Source organism: Pseudomonas flexibilis (assembly GCF_000802425.1).
In the GTDB taxonomy this organism is placed as follows: domain Bacteria; phylum Pseudomonadota; class Gammaproteobacteria; order Pseudomonadales; family Pseudomonadaceae; genus Serpens; species Serpens flexibilis.
Genome location: NZ_JRUD01000002.1, coordinates 74,671 through 90,488, shown reverse-complemented (window position 1 = coordinate 90,488; position 15,818 = coordinate 74,671). Strand labels below are relative to the sequence as shown.

General features: G+C 66.8%; 15 protein-coding genes. 6 read left to right on the top strand and 9 right to left on the bottom strand.

Features of this window, described 5'->3' with window-relative positions; all coding sequences use genetic code 11:
• Positions 1-34 precede the first annotated feature (34 nt).
• From SF06_RS01000 to SF06_RS00960, 9 genes are all read right to left on the bottom strand, one after another.
• The gene (locus SF06_RS01000; RefSeq protein WP_027591145.1) at positions 35-1,195 is read right to left on the bottom strand and encodes a D-alanyl-D-alanine carboxypeptidase family protein; all 1,161 of its coding nucleotides are present in this window, start codon (positions 1,193-1,195) and stop codon (positions 35-37) included.
• Positions 1,196-1,324: 129 nt separating this feature from the next.
• Entirely contained in the window at positions 1,325-2,284 is a 960-nt protein-coding gene (locus SF06_RS00995) for a septal ring lytic transglycosylase RlpA family protein (protein ID WP_039559435.1), read from the bottom strand.
• Entirely contained in the window at positions 2,284-3,303 is a 1,020-nt protein-coding gene (gene mltB, locus SF06_RS00990; protein WP_052199671.1) for a lytic murein transglycosylase B, read from the bottom strand. Before mltB ends, SF06_RS00995 begins: the two co-directional genes overlap by 1 nt.
• A complete protein-coding gene (gene rodA / locus SF06_RS00985) occupies positions 3,303-4,400 on the bottom strand; it encodes a rod shape-determining protein RodA (protein ID WP_175444357.1) in 1,098 nt (365 codons plus the stop codon). The genes mltB and rodA overlap by 1 nt, the downstream gene beginning before the upstream one ends.
• Before the next feature lie 31 nt (positions 4,401-4,431).
• Positions 4,432-6,330: a penicillin-binding protein 2 gene (gene mrdA, locus SF06_RS00980; protein ID WP_039559432.1), complete on the bottom strand. Its 1,899-nt coding sequence runs from the start codon at positions 6,328-6,330 to the stop codon at positions 4,432-4,434.
• 12 nt (positions 6,331-6,342) lie between these two features.
• Positions 6,343-6,810 carry a 23S rRNA (pseudouridine(1915)-N(3))-methyltransferase RlmH gene (gene rlmH, locus SF06_RS00975; RefSeq protein ID WP_039559429.1) on the bottom strand — a complete coding sequence of 156 codons (468 nt, stop codon included), beginning with the start codon at positions 6,808-6,810 and terminating at the stop codon, positions 6,343-6,345.
• Between the two features lie 3 nt (positions 6,811-6,813).
• The gene (rsfS, locus tag SF06_RS00970) at positions 6,814-7,179 is read right to left on the bottom strand and encodes a ribosome silencing factor (protein WP_027591139.1); all 366 of its coding nucleotides are present in this window, start codon (positions 7,177-7,179) and stop codon (positions 6,814-6,816) included.
• Positions 7,180-7,203: 24 nt separating this feature from the next.
• Positions 7,204-7,848, bottom strand: coding sequence for a nicotinate-nucleotide adenylyltransferase (gene nadD / locus SF06_RS00965; protein WP_027591138.1), 645 nt, complete (start codon positions 7,846-7,848; stop codon positions 7,204-7,206).
• Positions 7,848-9,113 carry a glutamate-5-semialdehyde dehydrogenase gene (locus tag SF06_RS00960; protein ID WP_039559425.1) on the bottom strand — a complete coding sequence of 422 codons (1,266 nt, stop codon included), beginning with the start codon at positions 9,111-9,113 and terminating at the stop codon, positions 7,848-7,850. Before SF06_RS00960 ends, nadD begins: the two co-directional genes overlap by 1 nt.
• Positions 9,114-9,283: 170 nt before the next feature.
• Between SF06_RS00960 and dsbD the strand changes: the two genes are divergently transcribed.
• The 6 genes from dsbD to SF06_RS00930 all read left to right on the top strand — a co-directional run bounded on the left by dsbD (position 9,284) and on the right by SF06_RS00930 (position 15,790).
• Complete coding sequence (gene dsbD / locus SF06_RS00955; protein WP_039559423.1) at positions 9,284-11,029, top strand: protein-disulfide reductase DsbD; 1,746 nt, start codon at positions 9,284-9,286, stop codon at positions 11,027-11,029.
• Between the two features lie 200 nt (positions 11,030-11,229).
• A complete protein-coding gene (gene aroQ / locus SF06_RS00950) occupies positions 11,230-11,673 on the top strand; it encodes a type II 3-dehydroquinate dehydratase (protein WP_027591851.1) in 444 nt (147 codons plus the stop codon).
• 23 nt (positions 11,674-11,696) lie between these two features.
• On the top strand, positions 11,697-12,158 hold the full coding sequence (accB, locus tag SF06_RS00945) for an acetyl-CoA carboxylase biotin carboxyl carrier protein (RefSeq protein WP_039559420.1): 462 nt from the start codon (positions 11,697-11,699) through the stop codon (positions 12,156-12,158).
• A gap of 17 nt (positions 12,159-12,175) precedes the next feature.
• Complete coding sequence (accC, locus tag SF06_RS00940; protein WP_037008665.1) at positions 12,176-13,528, top strand: acetyl-CoA carboxylase biotin carboxylase subunit; 1,353 nt, start codon at positions 12,176-12,178, stop codon at positions 13,526-13,528.
• A 121-nt stretch (positions 13,529-13,649) separates the two neighbouring features.
• On the top strand, positions 13,650-14,528 hold the full coding sequence (gene prmA / locus SF06_RS00935) for a 50S ribosomal protein L11 methyltransferase (protein WP_039559417.1): 879 nt from the start codon (positions 13,650-13,652) through the stop codon (positions 14,526-14,528).
• A 65-nt stretch (positions 14,529-14,593) separates the two neighbouring features.
• Positions 14,594-15,790, top strand: coding sequence for a DUF3426 domain-containing protein (locus SF06_RS00930; protein WP_039559415.1), 1,197 nt, complete (start codon positions 14,594-14,596; stop codon positions 15,788-15,790).
• Positions 15,791-15,818 lie beyond the last annotated feature (28 nt).

Here is a 15,818-nt window from a genome sequence, read left to right as displayed (position 1 = left end):
CGCCGGTGGGCGGGCTGACGTTCAACACGGGCTGTCAGTTGAACAAGCCGTAGAAAAACAGTCGGATACTATCCCAGAGACGGGCAAAAAAGCCACCCTGCTCCACCCCTTCCAGGGCGATCAGGTCGGCCGTGTGGATCACCTTGTCGCCGTCGCGGACTTCCACCTTGCCGATCACGGCGCCCTGCTCGATCGGCGCCATCAACTGACGATCCAGCTGCAGTGTGGCCTGCAGCTGCTGGCTGCGCCCGCGCGGCACCGTGAGTGTCAGGTTTTCCCGCAGGCCGGCCTCGATCTCGTTCTCGGCGCCCTTCCAGACCCGGGCACGGGTGAGGGCCTGGCCTTTCTCGTAGAAGGTACGGGTTTCGAAGAAGCGGAAGCCGTAGGTGAGCAGCTTCTGCGTTTCAGCCGAGCGCGCCTCTTCGCCGCTCGTGCCGAATACCGCGGTGATCAGTCGCTGGCCATCCCGTTCGGCGGAGGCCACCAGGCAATAACCGGCTTCGTCGGTGTGGCCGGTCTTCAGTCCGTCCACCGTCGGATCACGCCACAGCAAAAGGTTGCGGTTGGGCTGGCGGATGTTGTTCCAGAAGAATTCCTTCTGCTTGTAGATGGCGTAGTGCTGCGGGTCGTCGTAGATGATCGCGCGCGCCAGTTTGGCCATGTCGTGCGCCGAGGAATAGTGCTCCGGGTGCGGCAGACCGGTGGCGTTGCGGAATTGGGTGTTGGTCAGCCCCAGGCGCTGGGCCTGCTGGTTCATGAGGTCGGCGAAGGCGTCTTCGCTGCCGGCAATGTGCTCGGCCAGCGCCACACTGGCGTCGTTGCCCGACTGGATGATGACCCCATGCAGCAGATCGCTTACCGAGACCTGGCTGCCAACCTGGATGAACATGCGCGAACCGCCGGTGCGCCAGGCCTTTTCACTGACATGCACCTTGTCCTCTTCACGGATCTGCCCGCGGTTGATCTCCAGGGTGGCCAGGTAGGCGGTCATCAGCTTGGTGAGGCTGGCCGGAGGCAGGCGCTCGTCGCCGTTATGCTCCACCAGTACCTGGCCGCTGGCGGCGTCCATCAGCACATAGGACTTGGCCGCCAGTTGCGGCGCGGCCGGAATGATCGGCTCGGCGGCCCAGCTCACCGAAACGCCAAACGCCAGGAAGGACGCCAATACACGGGGGGCAAAACTGAAGATGTTCATCCTTCTCCCTACAAAAATCGAATCAAAACGAAGCCGTGAGGCCAAAGCCCCATCTGACAAGTGAAAAGAACATTAGTTCACAACGCGGAACGAGCCACGCGCGTTGTCACAGAACCGGCAACGACCCGCTCAGTCGGGACGCACCAATTGTGGCGCACCCAGGTTGGCCAGGCGCACGCTTTGCTGCAGACGCTGCGCCTCGTCGGAAGTGCCGATCGGCCCCAGCCGGACACGGTGCAGCACCTGGCGATTATGCACCACCGAGCTGATGAACACCGGTACGGAGACCGTTTCGCTCAGCTGGGCACGCAGCAGTTCGGCGGCATCCGGGTTGGCGAACGCCCCGACTTGCAGGTAGAAGCCCTTGTCCGGAATGGCCGTCGAGGGGGTGGACACCTGAACCGGCAAGACCGCCGCGGCATGCTGGGTAGGCGGCGGAACGTACTGCTCGACCTGTCCCGGCGCACTCGACGCGAACGACCCCGTCGCCGGCTGCGCCAGTACGCTGGGGACCGGCTTCCCGCGTTCGGCCCACCACTGGTAGGGGTCGATGCCTTCGACATGCACCCGCGCCGTGCCGCTCTCGGCGAAACCGAGCTTCTTCGCCGCCGCGAAGGACAGGTCGATGATGCGGTCGGAATAGAAGGGGCCACGGTCGTTGACGCGCAGCACCACCTTGCGTCCGTTGTCCAGGTTGGTGACCCGCACGTAGCTGGGCAGCGGCAGGGTCTTATGGGCAGCGGTCATCCCGTACAGGTCGTAGCGCTCGCCATTGGCGGTGAGCTGATCGTGGAACTTGGTGCCATACCAGGACGCGGTGCCGGTTTCCCGGTAGGTCCGCGCATCATTGATCGGGTAGTAGCTCTTGCCCAGTACCGTGTAGGGGTTGGCCTTGACCCGTCCGTAATGCGGCATGGGCACGGCGTCCGGAATCTTCGAGACGTCCACGTCCCACCAGGGCGCGCCGTCCTTGTGAGGTCGCGCATAACTCGACGTGCCGGCGGACGACGTGGACGGGGTGCCGCTCGGCGGGCTCGAACAACCGGCCAGCAGCAGCGCGGCCAGCAGCGTCGGAAGCAGAACACGCATCAACGATTCCCCCTGGCCTGCACCAGCGCCTCGCCCAGCTGATGGACGGCCATCGCGTACATGGCGCTGCGGTTGTAGCGGGTGATGACGTAGAAATTGGACAGTCCGAGCCAGTATTCCTCGCCGGCCTCACCGTCGAAGCGGATGGCCGTGACCGACAGACCGTCATCGAGCGGCAGCTCCGAACGCCAGCCCAACTCGCGCAGCTCTGCCACGCTCAGGGTCGGCTCCAGACCGGGGCTGATGCCCTCCTCGACCCGCTCGCCATCGGCCTGCACCCGGCTGACCACGCTGGCGCCGGTGACCCAGCCATGACGCTTGAAATAGCTGGCCACACTGCCGATGGCATCCACCGGGTTGTTCCAGATATCGATGCGGCCATCACCGTCGAAGTCGACTGCATAGGCGCGGAAGCTGCCGGGCATGAACTGCGGCAAGCCCATCGCCCCGGCGTAGGAGCCCTTCAGGCGCAGCGGGTCGACCTGTTCCTCCCGCGCCAGCAACAGGAACTCGCGCAGCTGCTGACAGAAGAACGGCGCACGCGGCGGGTAGTCGAAGCACAGCGTGGACAGTGCATCCAGCACACGGTAGCTGCCGGTGTTGCGCCCGTAGAAGGTTTCCACGCCGATGATGGCGACGATCACCTCGGCCGGCACGCCATATTCGCGTTCGGCGCGACTCAGCGCCGCCTCGTGCTCGCGCCAGAAATCCACGCCGCGGGCAATGCGGGCATCGGTGAGGAAGATCGGCCGGTACTCGCTCCACGGCTTGACCCGCTCGGCGGGTCGGGAAATGGCCTCGAGAATGACCTGCTTGCGCTCCGCCTCGGCAAACAGCGCTTCGAGCTGCTCGGCGGCGAAGCCATGGGATAGGGTCATTTCCTCGATCAGCTCGCGCACCTGCGCCGAGCCCTGGTAATCACCGCTGGACGCGCCGCTGACGGGCACGCAGCCCGCTGCGCACAAGCCCAGCAGGGCATGAATCAGTCGTTGGGCACTCTTGCGCATAGCGGTCCTCATTAGGTGATCCACTTGCGATGGGTGTGGATCGCCATCAAAACGCCGAATCCGGACAACAGCGTAACCAGCGACGTACCGCCGTAGCTGATGAAAGGAAGCGGAACCCCCACCACCGGCAGCAGACCGCTCACCATGCCGATGTTGACGAACACATAGACGAAGAAGGTCAGCGTCAGGCCGCCGGCCCACAACTTGCCGAACAGGCTCTGCGCCTGCACGGTGATGACCATGCCACGCGCCAGCAGCAACAGATAGAGCAGCAGGAGCAGGCAGATGCCGACCAGGCCGAACTCTTCACCAAGCACGGCAATGATAAAGTCGGTGTGGCTTTCCGGCAAAAAATCCAGGTGCGACTGCGTCCCCTGCAACCAGCCCTTGCCAAACACCCCCCCCGAACCGATCGCCGCCTTGGACTGGATGATGTTCCAGCCCGTTCCCAGCGGATCGCTTTCCGGGTCGAGGAAGGTCAGCACCCGCTGCTTCTGGTACTGGTGCATCACGAACAGCCACATGAACACCGCCACCGGTATCGCGGCGGCGGCGGCGCCGATCACCCAGCGCCAGCGCAGGCCGGCGACGAACAGCACGAAGGCGCCGGAGGCGAGGATCAGCAGCGAGGTGCCCAGGTCCGGCTGTTTGAGAATCAGCACGAACGGCATGCCGATCAGCACCAGTGCCCAGGCGGTGTGTTTCAGATTCGGCGGCAGGTTGTGGCGAGCCAGGTACCAGGCGATGGTTGCCGGCATGAGGATCTTCATCAGCTCGGCCGGCTGGAAACGGATCACCCCCGGAATGTTGATCCAGCGAGTGGCGCCCATCGCGGTGTAGCCGAACAGCTCCACCCACACCAGCAGCACCAGGCCAAACGCGTAGCCGAAGGGTATCCAGCGGGCCATGAAGCGTGGATCGAGCTGCGCAATCAGCAGCATGGCCAGCAGGCCGATCCCGAACGAGGTGGCCTGCTTGATCAGCAGCTCGACATTCTTGCCGCTGGCCGAATACAGGATGAACAGGCTCGCAGCGGCCAGGGTCAGCAGCAACAGCAACAGCACACCGTCGATGTGCAGACGCTGCAGCAGGCTGGCCCGACGGCTCAGCGGATCATGATCGGACAGGGAACGGTTGAATTCAGTTGCCACGGTTGTTCACCACCTTCGGGGCTTGTGGCGGAGCGAACTTGGGCTTGAGCTGGCCCTGCTCATCGAGCAGCCAGGCATCCATGACCTGGCGGGCCACCGGCCCGGCCACGCCACTGCCCGACTCGCCGTTTTCGACCATCACCGCCACGGCGATCCGGGGATCATCCGCCGGCGCGTAGGCCACGAACAGCGCGTGGTCGCGATGTCGCTCCTCCAGCTTCTCGCTGTCGTACTTCTCGCCCTGCTTGATGGCCACCACCTGGGCGGTACCGCTCTTGCCGGCAATACGGTACGGAGAATCCAGCCCGATGCGCCGCGCCGTGCCGCGCGGGCCATGCACCACCGACTCCATGCCCTCGCGAGCGTGGTCCCAGAAACGCGGATCACGCAGCTCGATGTCGGGAACCGGATTGGTGTCCACCGGCGGCACACCGCCCACGCTTTTCGCCAGGTGGGGCCGAATCCACTTGCCGCGCGTGGCCATCAGCGCGGTGGCCTGGGCCAACTGCAGCGGCGTGGCCTGCATGTAGCCCTGACCGATGCCGAGGATGAGCGTTTCGCCCGGGTACCAAACTTGTCGGTAACGGCGCTGCTTCCATTCCCGCGACGGCATCAGGCCGGCGGTTTCCTCGAAAACATCCAGGGCGACCCGGGTACCAAAACCGAAGCGGGTCATGTAGTCGTGCAACTGGTCGATGCCCAGCTTGTGGGCCAGATCGTAGAAGTAGGTATCGTTGGAGCGGGCAATGGCCAGGTCCAGGTCCACCCAGCCGTCACCGTAGCGGTTCCAGTTGCGGTACTTGTGCGACACATTGGGCAGCTGGTAGTAGCCGGGGTCGAACACCTTGGTCTGCGGGGTGATGGCCTTGGCGTCCAGACCGGCCACGACCACCATCGGCTTGATGGTCGAGCCCGGCGGGTACAGTCCGCGCATTACCCGGTTGTACAGCGGCCGGTCGATGGACTCGCTGAGCTCGGCGTACTTGCGAAAGCTGATGCCGGTGACGAACAGGTTGGGATCGAAGCTGGGCTGGCTGACCACGGCGAGAATCTCGCCGGTGGTCGGCTCGATGGCCACCACCGCACCGCGCCGACCGCCGAGGGCGGCCTCGGCGGCGGCCTGCAGACGGCTGTCGAGGGTCAGCACCAGATCCTTGCCAGGCACCGGTGGCGTGCGCTTGAGCACCCGCAACACCCGGCCCCGGGCGTTGGTCTCGACTTCCTCGTAGCCGACCGTGCCGTGCAGGTCGTCCTCGTAGAAGCGCTCCAGGCCGGTCTTGCCCACGTGGTGGGTACCGCTGTAGTTGATCGGATCGAGGCGCTTTAGCTCCTGCTCGTTGATGCGCCCGACATAGCCCACCGAATGGGCGAAATGCTCCTGCTGCGGGTAGTGGCGCACCAGTTGCGCGGTCACTTCCACACCCGGCAGCTGGAACTGGTTCACCGCGATGCGGGCAATCTGTTCCTCGGACAGCTCGAACATGATGGGCACCGGCTCGAACGGCCGCCGCCCCTGGCGCACGCGCTTTTCGAACAGCGCTCGCTCGCTATCGCCAAGACCGAGAATCTCCACCACCCGATCCAGCTCCGCCTGCCAGTCCTTGGCCCGCTCGCGGGTCACGGTCAGGCTGAAGCTCGGGCGGTTCTCCGCCAGGATTACCCCATTGCGATCGTAGATCAGCCCGCGGTTGGGCGGGATCGGCTGGACATGGACCCGGTTGCTTTCCGACAGCGTGGAGTGGTGTTCGTACTGGATCACCTGCAGGTAGTACATACGCCCGATCAGCATCAGCGTGAGGAGCCCGATCGCCACCGCGCCCGCAAGCATGCGCCGACGCACGAGGCGCGCGTCGCGTTGATGATCCTGCAGGTAGAGCGAATCCGGCATCGGTACTACACGCTACTTGTGATAGGGATGGCCGCTGAGCAGGGTCCAGGCACGGTAGATCTGTTCGCCGACCAGGATGCGCACCAGCGGGTGCGGCAGGGTCAGCGGCGACAGCGACCAGCGCTGCTCGCTGCGCGCGCAGACCTCGGGCGCCAGCCCCTCCGGACCGCCGACCATCAGATTGACAGTCCGCGCATCCAGACGCCAGCGATCCAGTTCACTGGCCAGCTGTTCCGTGCTCCAGGCCTTGCCCTGCACCTCCAGGGTGACGATGCGCTCGCCAGGCTGCACCTTGGCCAGCATGGCCTCGCCCTCCTGGCGGATCAGCCGCGCCACGTCGGCGTTCTTGCCGCGTGTGTGCAGCGGAATCTCCACCAGCTCCAGGCTCAGCTCGGTGGGCAGGCGCTTTACATACTCCTGCCAGCCCTCCTCGACCCAGCGCGGCATGCGCGAGCCGACGGCAATCAGCCGCAGCTTCACGGCTTACTCGTGTTCCTGCTCGCCACCGTGGCTGGCGCGGCTCTGCTCGGCGCCGCGCCACAGGCGCTCCAGGTCATAGAACTCGCGGGTGGCGGTCTGCATGGCGTGCACCACCACGTCGCCCAGGTCGATCAGCACCCACTCGCCGCCTTCCATGCCCTCGCAACCCAGCGGACGCTTGCCGTGTTCCTTGACCTTCTCGATGACGTTGTCGGCCATCGACTTGACCTGGCGGTTGGAGGTCCCGCTGGCAATCACCATGAAATCGGTGACGCTGGTCTTGCCGCGCACATCGATGACGGTGATGTTCTGGGCCTTCATGTCTTCCAGCGCGTCGACCGCGACCTGGACCAGTTGTTCGTTCTGCATATCAATACTCGTATGGAAAGGGGTTCACGGGGACGCCGGGTACAGCCCGTGCGCCTGGATGTAGGCCAGCACCGCGTCCGGCACCAGAAAGCGGATCGAGCGACCCTGCGCCAGCCGTTCGCGCAGTTGAGTCGCGGAGATTTCCAGCGGCGTCTGCCAGACGAAGGCAATCTGCCCGCCCGGCCCGCACAAGGCCTGCGGATCGCTCACACTGCGCGCGGCCAGCAGGTTGCGCAGTGCATCCGGCGCCTCCACGTCAGCGTCCGGTCGCTGCAGCACCAGCAGGTGGCAATGCAGCAGCAGTTCTTCCCAGCGGTGCCAGCTGGGCAGGCCGCAGAAGGCATCCCAGCCCAGCACCAGGAACAGCTGGTCATCGGCGGCCAGCTCGCTGCGCAGCGATTCCAGGGTGTCGATGGTATAGGAGGGACGTTCGCGGTGCAGCTCGCGGTCGTCGACAGTCAGCGGCGGTACGCCTTCGACCGCGCAGCGCACCATGGCCAGGCGATCATCGGCGGACACCTGCGGTCGCTCGCGATGCGGCGGCCGGGCGCTGGGTACCAGCCGCACTTCGTCAAGGGCGAACAGCTCCGCCACCTCCAGCGCCCCGCGCAGATGGCCGATGTGCACCGGATCGAAGGTGCCGCCCAGAATGCCGACGCGCCGTACCATCAGCCGCGCACGTGCCCGTCGCCGTACACCACGTACTTCTCGCTGGTCAGGCCTTCCAGGCCTACCGGGCCGCGGGCGTGCAGCTTGTCGGTGGAGATGCCGATCTCGGCACCCAGCCCGTATTCGAAGCCGTCGGCGAAGCGCGTGGAGGCATTGACCATCACCGAGCTGGAGTCGACCTCGGCGAGGAAGCGCCGCGCATCGCTGAAGTTCTCCGTGATGATCGCGTCGGTGTGGTGCGAGCCGTAGTGGTTGATGTGCGAGATGGCGGCATCCAGCGAATCGACCACGCGGATCGCCAGGATCGGCGCGTTGTACTCGGCGAACCAGTCGTCCTCGCTGGCTTCGCGCACGTCGGCGCCGAGCAGCGCGCGGGTCGCCGGACAGCCGCGCAGTTCCACGCCCTTGGCGCGGTAGATGGCGGCCAGCGGCGGCAGCACGCGCTCGGCGATTCCGGCATGCACCAGCAGGGTTTCCATGGCGTTGCACGGCGCATAGCGCTGGGTCTTGGCGTTGTCGGCCACGCGAATGGCCTTGTCCAGGTCGGCGGCGACGTCGATGTAGACGTGGCAGACGCCGTCCAGATGCTTGATCACCGGCACCCGGGCGTCGCGACTGATGCGTTCGATCAGCCCCTTGCCGCCTCGCGGGACGATCACGTCCACGTATTCGGGCATGGTAATCAGGGCACCCACGGCGGCGCGGTCGGTGGTTTCCACCACCTGCACACAGGCCGGCGGCAGGCCGGCTTCGGCCAGGCCCTGCTGGATGCAGGCGGCGATCGCCTGGTTGGAGTGAATGGCTTCCGAACCGCCGCGCAGGATGGTGGCGTTGCCGGACTTGAGGCACAGGCTCGCGGCGTCGATGGTCACGTTGGGCCGCGACTCGTAGATGATGCCGATCACGCCGAGCGGCACGCGCATCTTGCCGACCTGGATGCCCGAGGGCAGATAGCGCATGTCGCGGATCGTGCCGATCGGATCCGGCAGGGTCGCCACCTGGCGCAGACCTTCGATCATCTCGTCGATGCGCGCCGGGGTCAGCGCCAGGCGATCGAGCATGGCGTCATCCAGGCCGTTCTCCCGGCCGGCGGCCAGGTCCTTGGCGTTGGCGACCAGCAGCGCCTCGCGCGCCGCGTCCAGGGCGCGGGCGGCCGCCAGCAGGGCGTTGTTCTTCTGCGCGGTGGTGGCGCGCGCGGTGATTCGCGAGGCCTCGCGCGCGGCGCGGCCCAGGCGGTTCATGTAATCGAGCACGGACTCGGTCATGATTCGGGTCTGCAAGTCGGGAAAAGGCCGCGATTATAGCCGGGGCGCCCGGGCAAAGCCCAGCACGGCGCGGGTCGCCGCCGTCCGGTAATCTCTTGCGACGCCACGTCGCGCCCCCTCGCGAGCGAGTCGGGTATCATGCCGGCTCCTTGCGTTGTGACGAGACGCCCATGCGCCGCCTGCTGCTTATCCTTCTCCTGCTGTTCAGCCTGCCCTCGCTGGCCGCCCTGCCCGAGGCGCCGCGCGCCCAGTCCCTGCTCGGCGGCGCCCTGAACAACAGCAGCGACTTCCTGCCGGTGGACAAGGCCTTCCGCCTGGAGCTGCTGGAGTCCACCCCGCAGCAGGTGCGCCTGCGCTTCAGCAACGCCGACGGCTATTACCTGTACCGCCATCAGTTCAGCTTTGCCACCGACACGCCCGGCGTGACGCTGGGCGAGCCGCAGATCCCCCCCGGCGTAAAGAAAGTCGACGAGTACTTCGGCGAGATCGAGGCCCACTACGGCATCACCGAGATCAGCCTGGCCGTGGACAACCCGCAGGGCCGCGGCTTCACGCTGCGGGTCGGCTATCAGGGTTGCGCCGACCTGGGCCTGTGCTATCCGCCGGAGAGCCGCGAGCTGGAGATCGACGGGCCCGGCGGCGCATCCCTGGACTGGCGCAGCCTGGCGTTGTTCTTCCTGGCCGGCCTGGGGCTGACCTTCACTCCCTGCGTGCTGCCGATGCTGCCGATCCTCTCCGGCGTGGTGCTGCGCGGCCAGGTGGGCGGCCTGCGCGGCCTGAGCCTGTCGCTGGCCTACGTGCTGCCGATGGCGATCTGCTTTGCCCTGCTCGGCGCCCTGATGGGCCTGTTCGGCGCCGGCCTCAACCTGCAGGCGCGCCTGCAGTCCCCCTGGGTGCTGGTGCCGTTCGCCGCCTTCTTCGCGCTGTTCGCGCTGGCCATGTTCGGCACCTTCGAGCTGCGCCTGCCTGCCGTGCTGCGCACACCGCTGGACCGCCTAGCCGGCCAGGCGCGCGGTGGCTCGCTGCTCGGCGCAGCGGTCCTCGGGGTGCTGTCCAGCCTGCTGGTGTCCCCCTGCGTGTCCGCACCGCTGGCCGCCGCCCTGCTGTACATCAGCAGCAGCGGCGACGCGCTGGGTGGCGGCCTGAAGCTGCTGGCGCTGGGCCTGGGCATGGGCACGCCGCTGGTGCTGTTCGGGGTCGGCGGTGGCACGCTGCTGCCCAAGTCCGGCCCCTGGATGGTGGGCGTACGCAACGCCTTCGGCGTGATGCTGCTGGCGGTCTCGATCTGGCTGCTGGAGCGTGTGCTGCCCGGCTCGCTGTCCCTGGCGCTGTGGGGCCTGCTGGCGGTTGGTACCGCACTGTGGCTCGGCGCCCTGGAATTCATTCCCAAGCCGGGACGCCAGAAGCTCAGCCAGCTGGCCGGCCTGGCCCTGCTGGTCTACGGCCTGAGCGCCTGGGTCGGCGCGCTGCAGGGCGAATCGGATCCGCTGCGTCCGCTGGGTCGCCTGGAGGCCGGCAGCGCCGCGCCGGCGACCCGCGTGCAGAGTGGCGCCTGGCTGACCCTCGATGAGCCCGCCGCCCTGGATGCCGCCCTGGCCGACGCGCGCGCCGCCGGCCAGCCGGTGCTGCTCGACTGGTATGCCGACTGGTGCGTGAGCTGCAAGGTCATCGAACGCGAGGTGCTCGAGGCACCCCAGATCCGTGAACAGCTGGCCGGCTACCGGTTGCTGCGCTTCGACATCACGCGCAGCGACGCCGCCCAGCGCACCCTGCTCGATCGCTACCAGCTGTTCGGCCCGCCAGCCCTGCAATTGTTCGCGCCCAGCGGCGAAGAGTGGCAGGACCTGCGCGTGGTCGGCGAAACCACCGCCGCGCTGTTCGGCGAGCGCCTGCGCGAAGCGAGCACGCGCCTCTGAAGCCAGCAGCCGCCCGCGCAAGGCTGGCGGCAGCGGTTCCGACCAGGCGGTCGGCTTCCGCCCCAGCATTCCGAAACCCAGGCATCTTTCGGCCAACGTCGGCCATTACCCGGCAATCGGCCGTCTACTGTTGGCTTATGGACAGCCGCCCCCGGTTCCCGGCATAGTCGCCGACTTCCATCCCCGCACAAGGTTCCCCCATGGCCACGCTGCTGGTGCTGCACGGTCCCAATCTCAACCTGCTGGGCACTCGCGAGCCCGGTATCTACGGCGCGATCACGCTCGAACAGATCAATGCCGATCTGCAACAGCGCGCCCGCGCCGCCGGTCATGAACTGCACTGGCTGCAGAGCAACGCCGAGCACGTGCTCATCGAGCGGATTCACGCCGCGCGTGGCGAGGGCGTGGACTTCATCCTCATCAATCCGGCGGCTTTTACACATACCAGCGTTGCGATACGTGACGCGCTGCTGGGAGTGAGCATCCCATTCATCGAAGTTCACCTGTCCAACGTGCATAAACGTGAACCTTTCCGGCATCACTCCTACTTTTCCGACGTGGCGGTGGGAGTGATCTGCGGTCTCGGCGCCAGCGGCTACCGCCTGGCCCTGGAGGCGGCACTAGAACACCTTGAACGCCCCTGACCCTACTTGGGAGTGATTGCTTAATGGATATCCGTAAAGTCAAGAAACTGATCGAGCTGCTGGAAGAGTCCGGTATCGACGAACTAGAGATTCGCGAAGGCGAAGAGTCCGTGCGCATCAGCCGTAACACCGGCAAGGGCGCTGCCCAGCACGTCTACGCCGCTCCGGCCCCGATGGCTGCTCCTGTCGCCGCTGCCCCGGCTGCCGCTCCGGCCGCCGCCGACGCCGCTCCGGCCGCACCCAAGCTGAACGGCCACGTGGTCCGCTCGCCGATGGTCGGCACCTTCTACCGCGCCGCCTCCCCGACCTCCGCGGCGTTCGCCGAAGTCGGCCAGACCGTGAAGAAGGGCGACATCCTGTGCATCGTTGAAGCGATGAAGATGATGAACCACATCGAGGCCGAAGCCAGTGGCGTCATCGAATCCATCCTGGTGGAAAACGGTCAGCCGGTAGAGTTCGACCAGCCGCTGTTCACCATCGTCTGATGCGCGGGGAACCTGCGATGCAGCTGGAAAAAGTCCTTATTGCCAACCGCGGCGAGATTGCCCTGCGCGTCCTGCGCGCCTGCAAGGAACTGGGCATCAAGACCGTCGCGGTTCATTCCACCGCGGACCGCGAGCTGATGCACCTGTCGCTGGCCGACGAGTCGGTTTGCATCGGCCCGGCCAACGCCGCGCAGTCCTACCTGTCCATCCCGGCGATCATCGCCGCCGCCGAAGTCACCGGCGCCACCGCGATCCACCCGGGCTACGGCTTCCTGGCCGAGAACGCTGATTTCGCCGAGCAGGTCGAGCGCTCCGGCTTCGCCTTCGTCGGCCCGACCGCCGACGTGATTCGCCTGATGGGCGACAAGGTGTCTGCCAAGGACGCCATGAAGAAGGCCGGTGTGCCGACCGTTCCGGGCTCCGACGGCCCGCTGCCGGAAGACGAGCAGGAAGCCCTGCGCATCGCCCGCGAAGTGGGTTATCCGGTGATCATCAAGGCCGCCGGCGGCGGCGGTGGTCGCGGCATGCGCGTGGTGCACAAGGAAGAAGACCTGATCAAGTCGGCCAAGCTGACCCGCACCGAAGCCGGCGCCGCCTTCGGCAACTCGATGGTCTACCTGGAGAAGTTCCTCGGCAACCCGCGTCACGTGGAAGTCCAGGTGCTGGCCGACGGCCAGGGCAACGCCATCCACCTCTACGACCGCGACTGCTCGCTGCAGCGCCGCCACCAGAAGGTGCTGGAAGAAGCCCCCGCCCCGCTGATCGACGAGAAGGCCCGCGCCGAAGTGCTCAAGCGCTGCGTCGACGCCTGCATCGAGATCGGCTACCGCGGCGCGGGCACCTTCGAGTTCCTCTATGAAGACGGTCGCTTCTACTTCATCGAGATGAACACCCGCGTGCAGGTCGAACACCCGGTGACCGAAATGATCACCGGCGTGGACATCGTCAAGGAGATGCTCAGCATCGCCGCCGGCAACAAGCTGTCGATCAAGCAGGAAGACGTGGTGGTCCGTGGCCACGCGCTGGAGTGCCGGATCAACGCCGAAGACCCGGCGACCTTCATGCCCAGCCCCGGCAAGGTCAAGCACTACCACGCCCCGGGTGGCAACGGCATCCGTGTCGACTCGCACCTGTACAGCGGTTACGCGGTTCCGCCGAACTACGACTCGCTGATCGGCAAGGTCATTGCCTACGGCAACAGCCGCGACGAAGCCATGGCGCGCATGCGCAACGCCCTGGACGAGATCGTGGTCGACGGCATCAAGACCAACGTCCCGCTGCACCGCGACCTGACCCGTGACCCGGGCTTCTGCCAGGGTGGCGTGAACATCCACTACCTGGAAAAGAAACTGGGTATGGACAAGCACTGAGCCTCGGCTGACGTGTACACCAAGGGCTGCCTGCGGGCGGCCCTTGGCGTTTCTGGGCCTGGCCCCGCCGACGCGCTATCATGCGCGCCCCATGCCACCCCACTCGCCCGCAGGTACGCCCATGCCCTGGTTACAAGTCCGCCTCGCCATCACCCCTGACCAGGCCTCTTTCTATGAGGATGCCCTGCTGGACGTCGGTGCCGTGTCGGTCACCTTCATGGACGCCGAAGACCAGCCGATCTTCGAGCCGGACCTGGGCACCACGCCGCTGTGGAGCCACACCCACCTGCTGGCGCTGTTCGAAGGCGATGCCGATGGCGAGCAGGTACTCGCGCACCTGCGCCTGCTGACCGGCGATCCGCTGCCCGAGCACCAGGTCGAGCGCATCGAGGACCAGGACTGGGAGCGCAGCTGGATGGACAACTTCCAGCCCATGCGCTTCGGCCGCCGCCTGTGGATCGTGCCGAGCTGGCACGCCGCCCCCGAGCCGGACGCCGTCAACCTGCTGCTCGATCCGGGCCTGGCATTCGGCACCGGCACCCACCCGACCACCGCACTGTGCCTGCAATGGCTGGACGGCCAGGCGCTCGAAGGGTGCAGCGTGCTGGACTTCGGCTGCGGCTCCGGCATCCTGGCCATCGCCGCCCTGTTGCTGGGCGCCGAACGGGCGGTGGGCACCGACATCGACCCGCAAGCCCTGGAAGCCTCCCGCGACAACGCCAGCCGCAACGGCATCGACCCGGCGCGCTTCCCGCTCTATCTGCCGCAGGATCTGCCGGACGGGCAGGCCGACGTGGTGGTCGCCAACATTCTCGCCGGCCCGCTGGTGCAGCTCGCCCCGCAGATCACCGCGCGAGTGAAGCACGGCGGCCGCCTGGCGCTGTCCGGCATCCTGGCCGAGCAGGCTGACGAGGTGCGCGCGGCTTACGCCGAGGCCTTCGAACTCGACCCCACCGCCGAGCAGGACGGCTGGGTGCGCATCAGCGGGGTACGCCGCTGAGCACGGGGTTGCGTTAGACTAATCGGCCTGTAAGGCCATCGCCCGACTCCCCGCGGATACGCGCAATGTCAGAGAACTACGTCGCCCAGTGCCCCAACTGTCGCACCCGCTTCCGGGTCAGCCGCGCCCAGCTCGGCGCAGCCCAGGGCGCCGTGCGTTGTGGCGCCTGCCTGCACGTGTTCAATGCTGCGCGGCAGATTGCCGAGGCCGCCCGCAACGCGCCGCCCGCCGCCAGCAAGCCATCCGGGACGCCCGCGCCGGCGGTCGCCAAGCCGGCTTCGCCGCCGCCCCCCGCGGCTGCGGTGGTCCCGCCCGCCAAGCCCGAAGCCGCGAAGTCCCCGCCAGCGGACAAACCCCGACCGACGCTGCGCGATGACGACCTGCGCATCCATGACGACCTGGATCTGGGCGACCTGGACCTGGACCAGGAACTGGAGCGCCTGGACCAGGAAGAACAGCTGTCCGCGCAGTTCAAGACCCTCAAGGGCGCGCCCGGCACCGCCGAGCGCCTGCTCGGCCCCGCCACCAAGCCCGAAGCGGACGATGAGGCCTGGGCCGAGGCATTGCTGCGCGACGAGGCACTCAGCGCCGAACGCGACAACACGCGCGAGCCGCAGCCTGAAGCGCTCGGCCCGGCCCGGCCGAAGGCTGACAAGCCGCTGCCGGCAGCTCCCGCTGAATCGCTGCGGGTCGACGACGGCAGGGATGAAGCCCCCGGGGTTGCCCTTCATGAGCTGGCCGAGGCGCCTCTGCAGCTGGAATGGCAGAAGCCGAAGAAGCCCTGGGGACGCTGGCTGCTCTGGGCGTTCCTGATTCTGCTCGCGCTCCTGGCGCTGGCCGCCCAGTACGTCCACCACAATTTCCAGGACCTGGCCCGCCAGGACCAGTACCGCCCCTGGTTCGAACGGCTCTGCCCGACCCTCGGCTGCAGCCTGCCGTCACGGGTCGACATCGAGCAGATCCGCAGCAGCAATCTGGTGGTGCGCAGCCATCCGTCCTACCGGGGCGCGCTGGTGGTGGACGCCATCCTCTACAACCGCGCCAGCTTCGCCCAGCCCTTCCCGCTGCTGGAACTGCGCTTCGCCGATATCGGCGGGCAGCCGATCGCCAGCCGCCGCTTCAAGCCCAGCGAATACCTGAGCGGCGAACTGGCCGGGCAACAGGACATGCCCTCGCAGACGCCCATCCACATCTCCCTGGAAATTCTCGATCCGGGCAGCAAGGCGGTGAACTACAGCCTCGCCTTCCACTCTCCTGAATAGCCGGGATCGCCCGGACCGGATCGGGGTG

Bases quoted from the DNA above. Each gene is read 5' to 3' on its own strand.
- SF06_RS01000 (WP_027591145.1), bottom strand. From the start codon at position 1,195: ATGAACATCTTCAGTTTTGCCCCCCGTGTATTGGCGTCCTTCCTGGCG.
- SF06_RS00995 (WP_039559435.1), bottom strand. From the start codon at position 2,284: ATGCGTGTTCTGCTTCCGACGCTGCTGGCCGCGCTGCTGCTGGCCGGT.
- mltB (WP_052199671.1), bottom strand. From the start codon at position 3,303: ATGAGGACCGCTATGCGCAAGAGTGCCCAACGACTGATTCATGCCCTG.
- mrdA (WP_039559432.1), bottom strand. From the start codon at position 6,330: ATGCCGGATTCGCTCTACCTGCAGGATCATCAACGCGACGCGCGCCTC.
- rsfS (WP_027591139.1), bottom strand. From the start codon at position 7,179: ATGCAGAACGAACAACTGGTCCAGGTCGCGGTCGACGCGCTGGAAGAC.
- nadD (WP_027591138.1), bottom strand. From the start codon at position 7,848: ATGGTACGGCGCGTCGGCATTCTGGGCGGCACCTTCGATCCGGTGCAC.
- SF06_RS00960 (WP_039559425.1), bottom strand. From the start codon at position 9,113: ATGACCGAGTCCGTGCTCGATTACATGAACCGCCTGGGCCGCGCCGCG.
- dsbD (WP_039559423.1), top strand. From the start codon at position 9,284: ATGCGCCGCCTGCTGCTTATCCTTCTCCTGCTGTTCAGCCTGCCCTCG.
- aroQ (WP_027591851.1), top strand. From the start codon at position 11,230: ATGGCCACGCTGCTGGTGCTGCACGGTCCCAATCTCAACCTGCTGGGC.
- accB (WP_039559420.1), top strand. From the start codon at position 11,697: ATGGATATCCGTAAAGTCAAGAAACTGATCGAGCTGCTGGAAGAGTCC.
- accC (WP_037008665.1), top strand. From the start codon at position 12,176: ATGCAGCTGGAAAAAGTCCTTATTGCCAACCGCGGCGAGATTGCCCTG.
- prmA (WP_039559417.1), top strand. From the start codon at position 13,650: ATGCCCTGGTTACAAGTCCGCCTCGCCATCACCCCTGACCAGGCCTCT.
- SF06_RS00930 (WP_039559415.1), top strand. From the start codon at position 14,594: ATGTCAGAGAACTACGTCGCCCAGTGCCCCAACTGTCGCACCCGCTTC.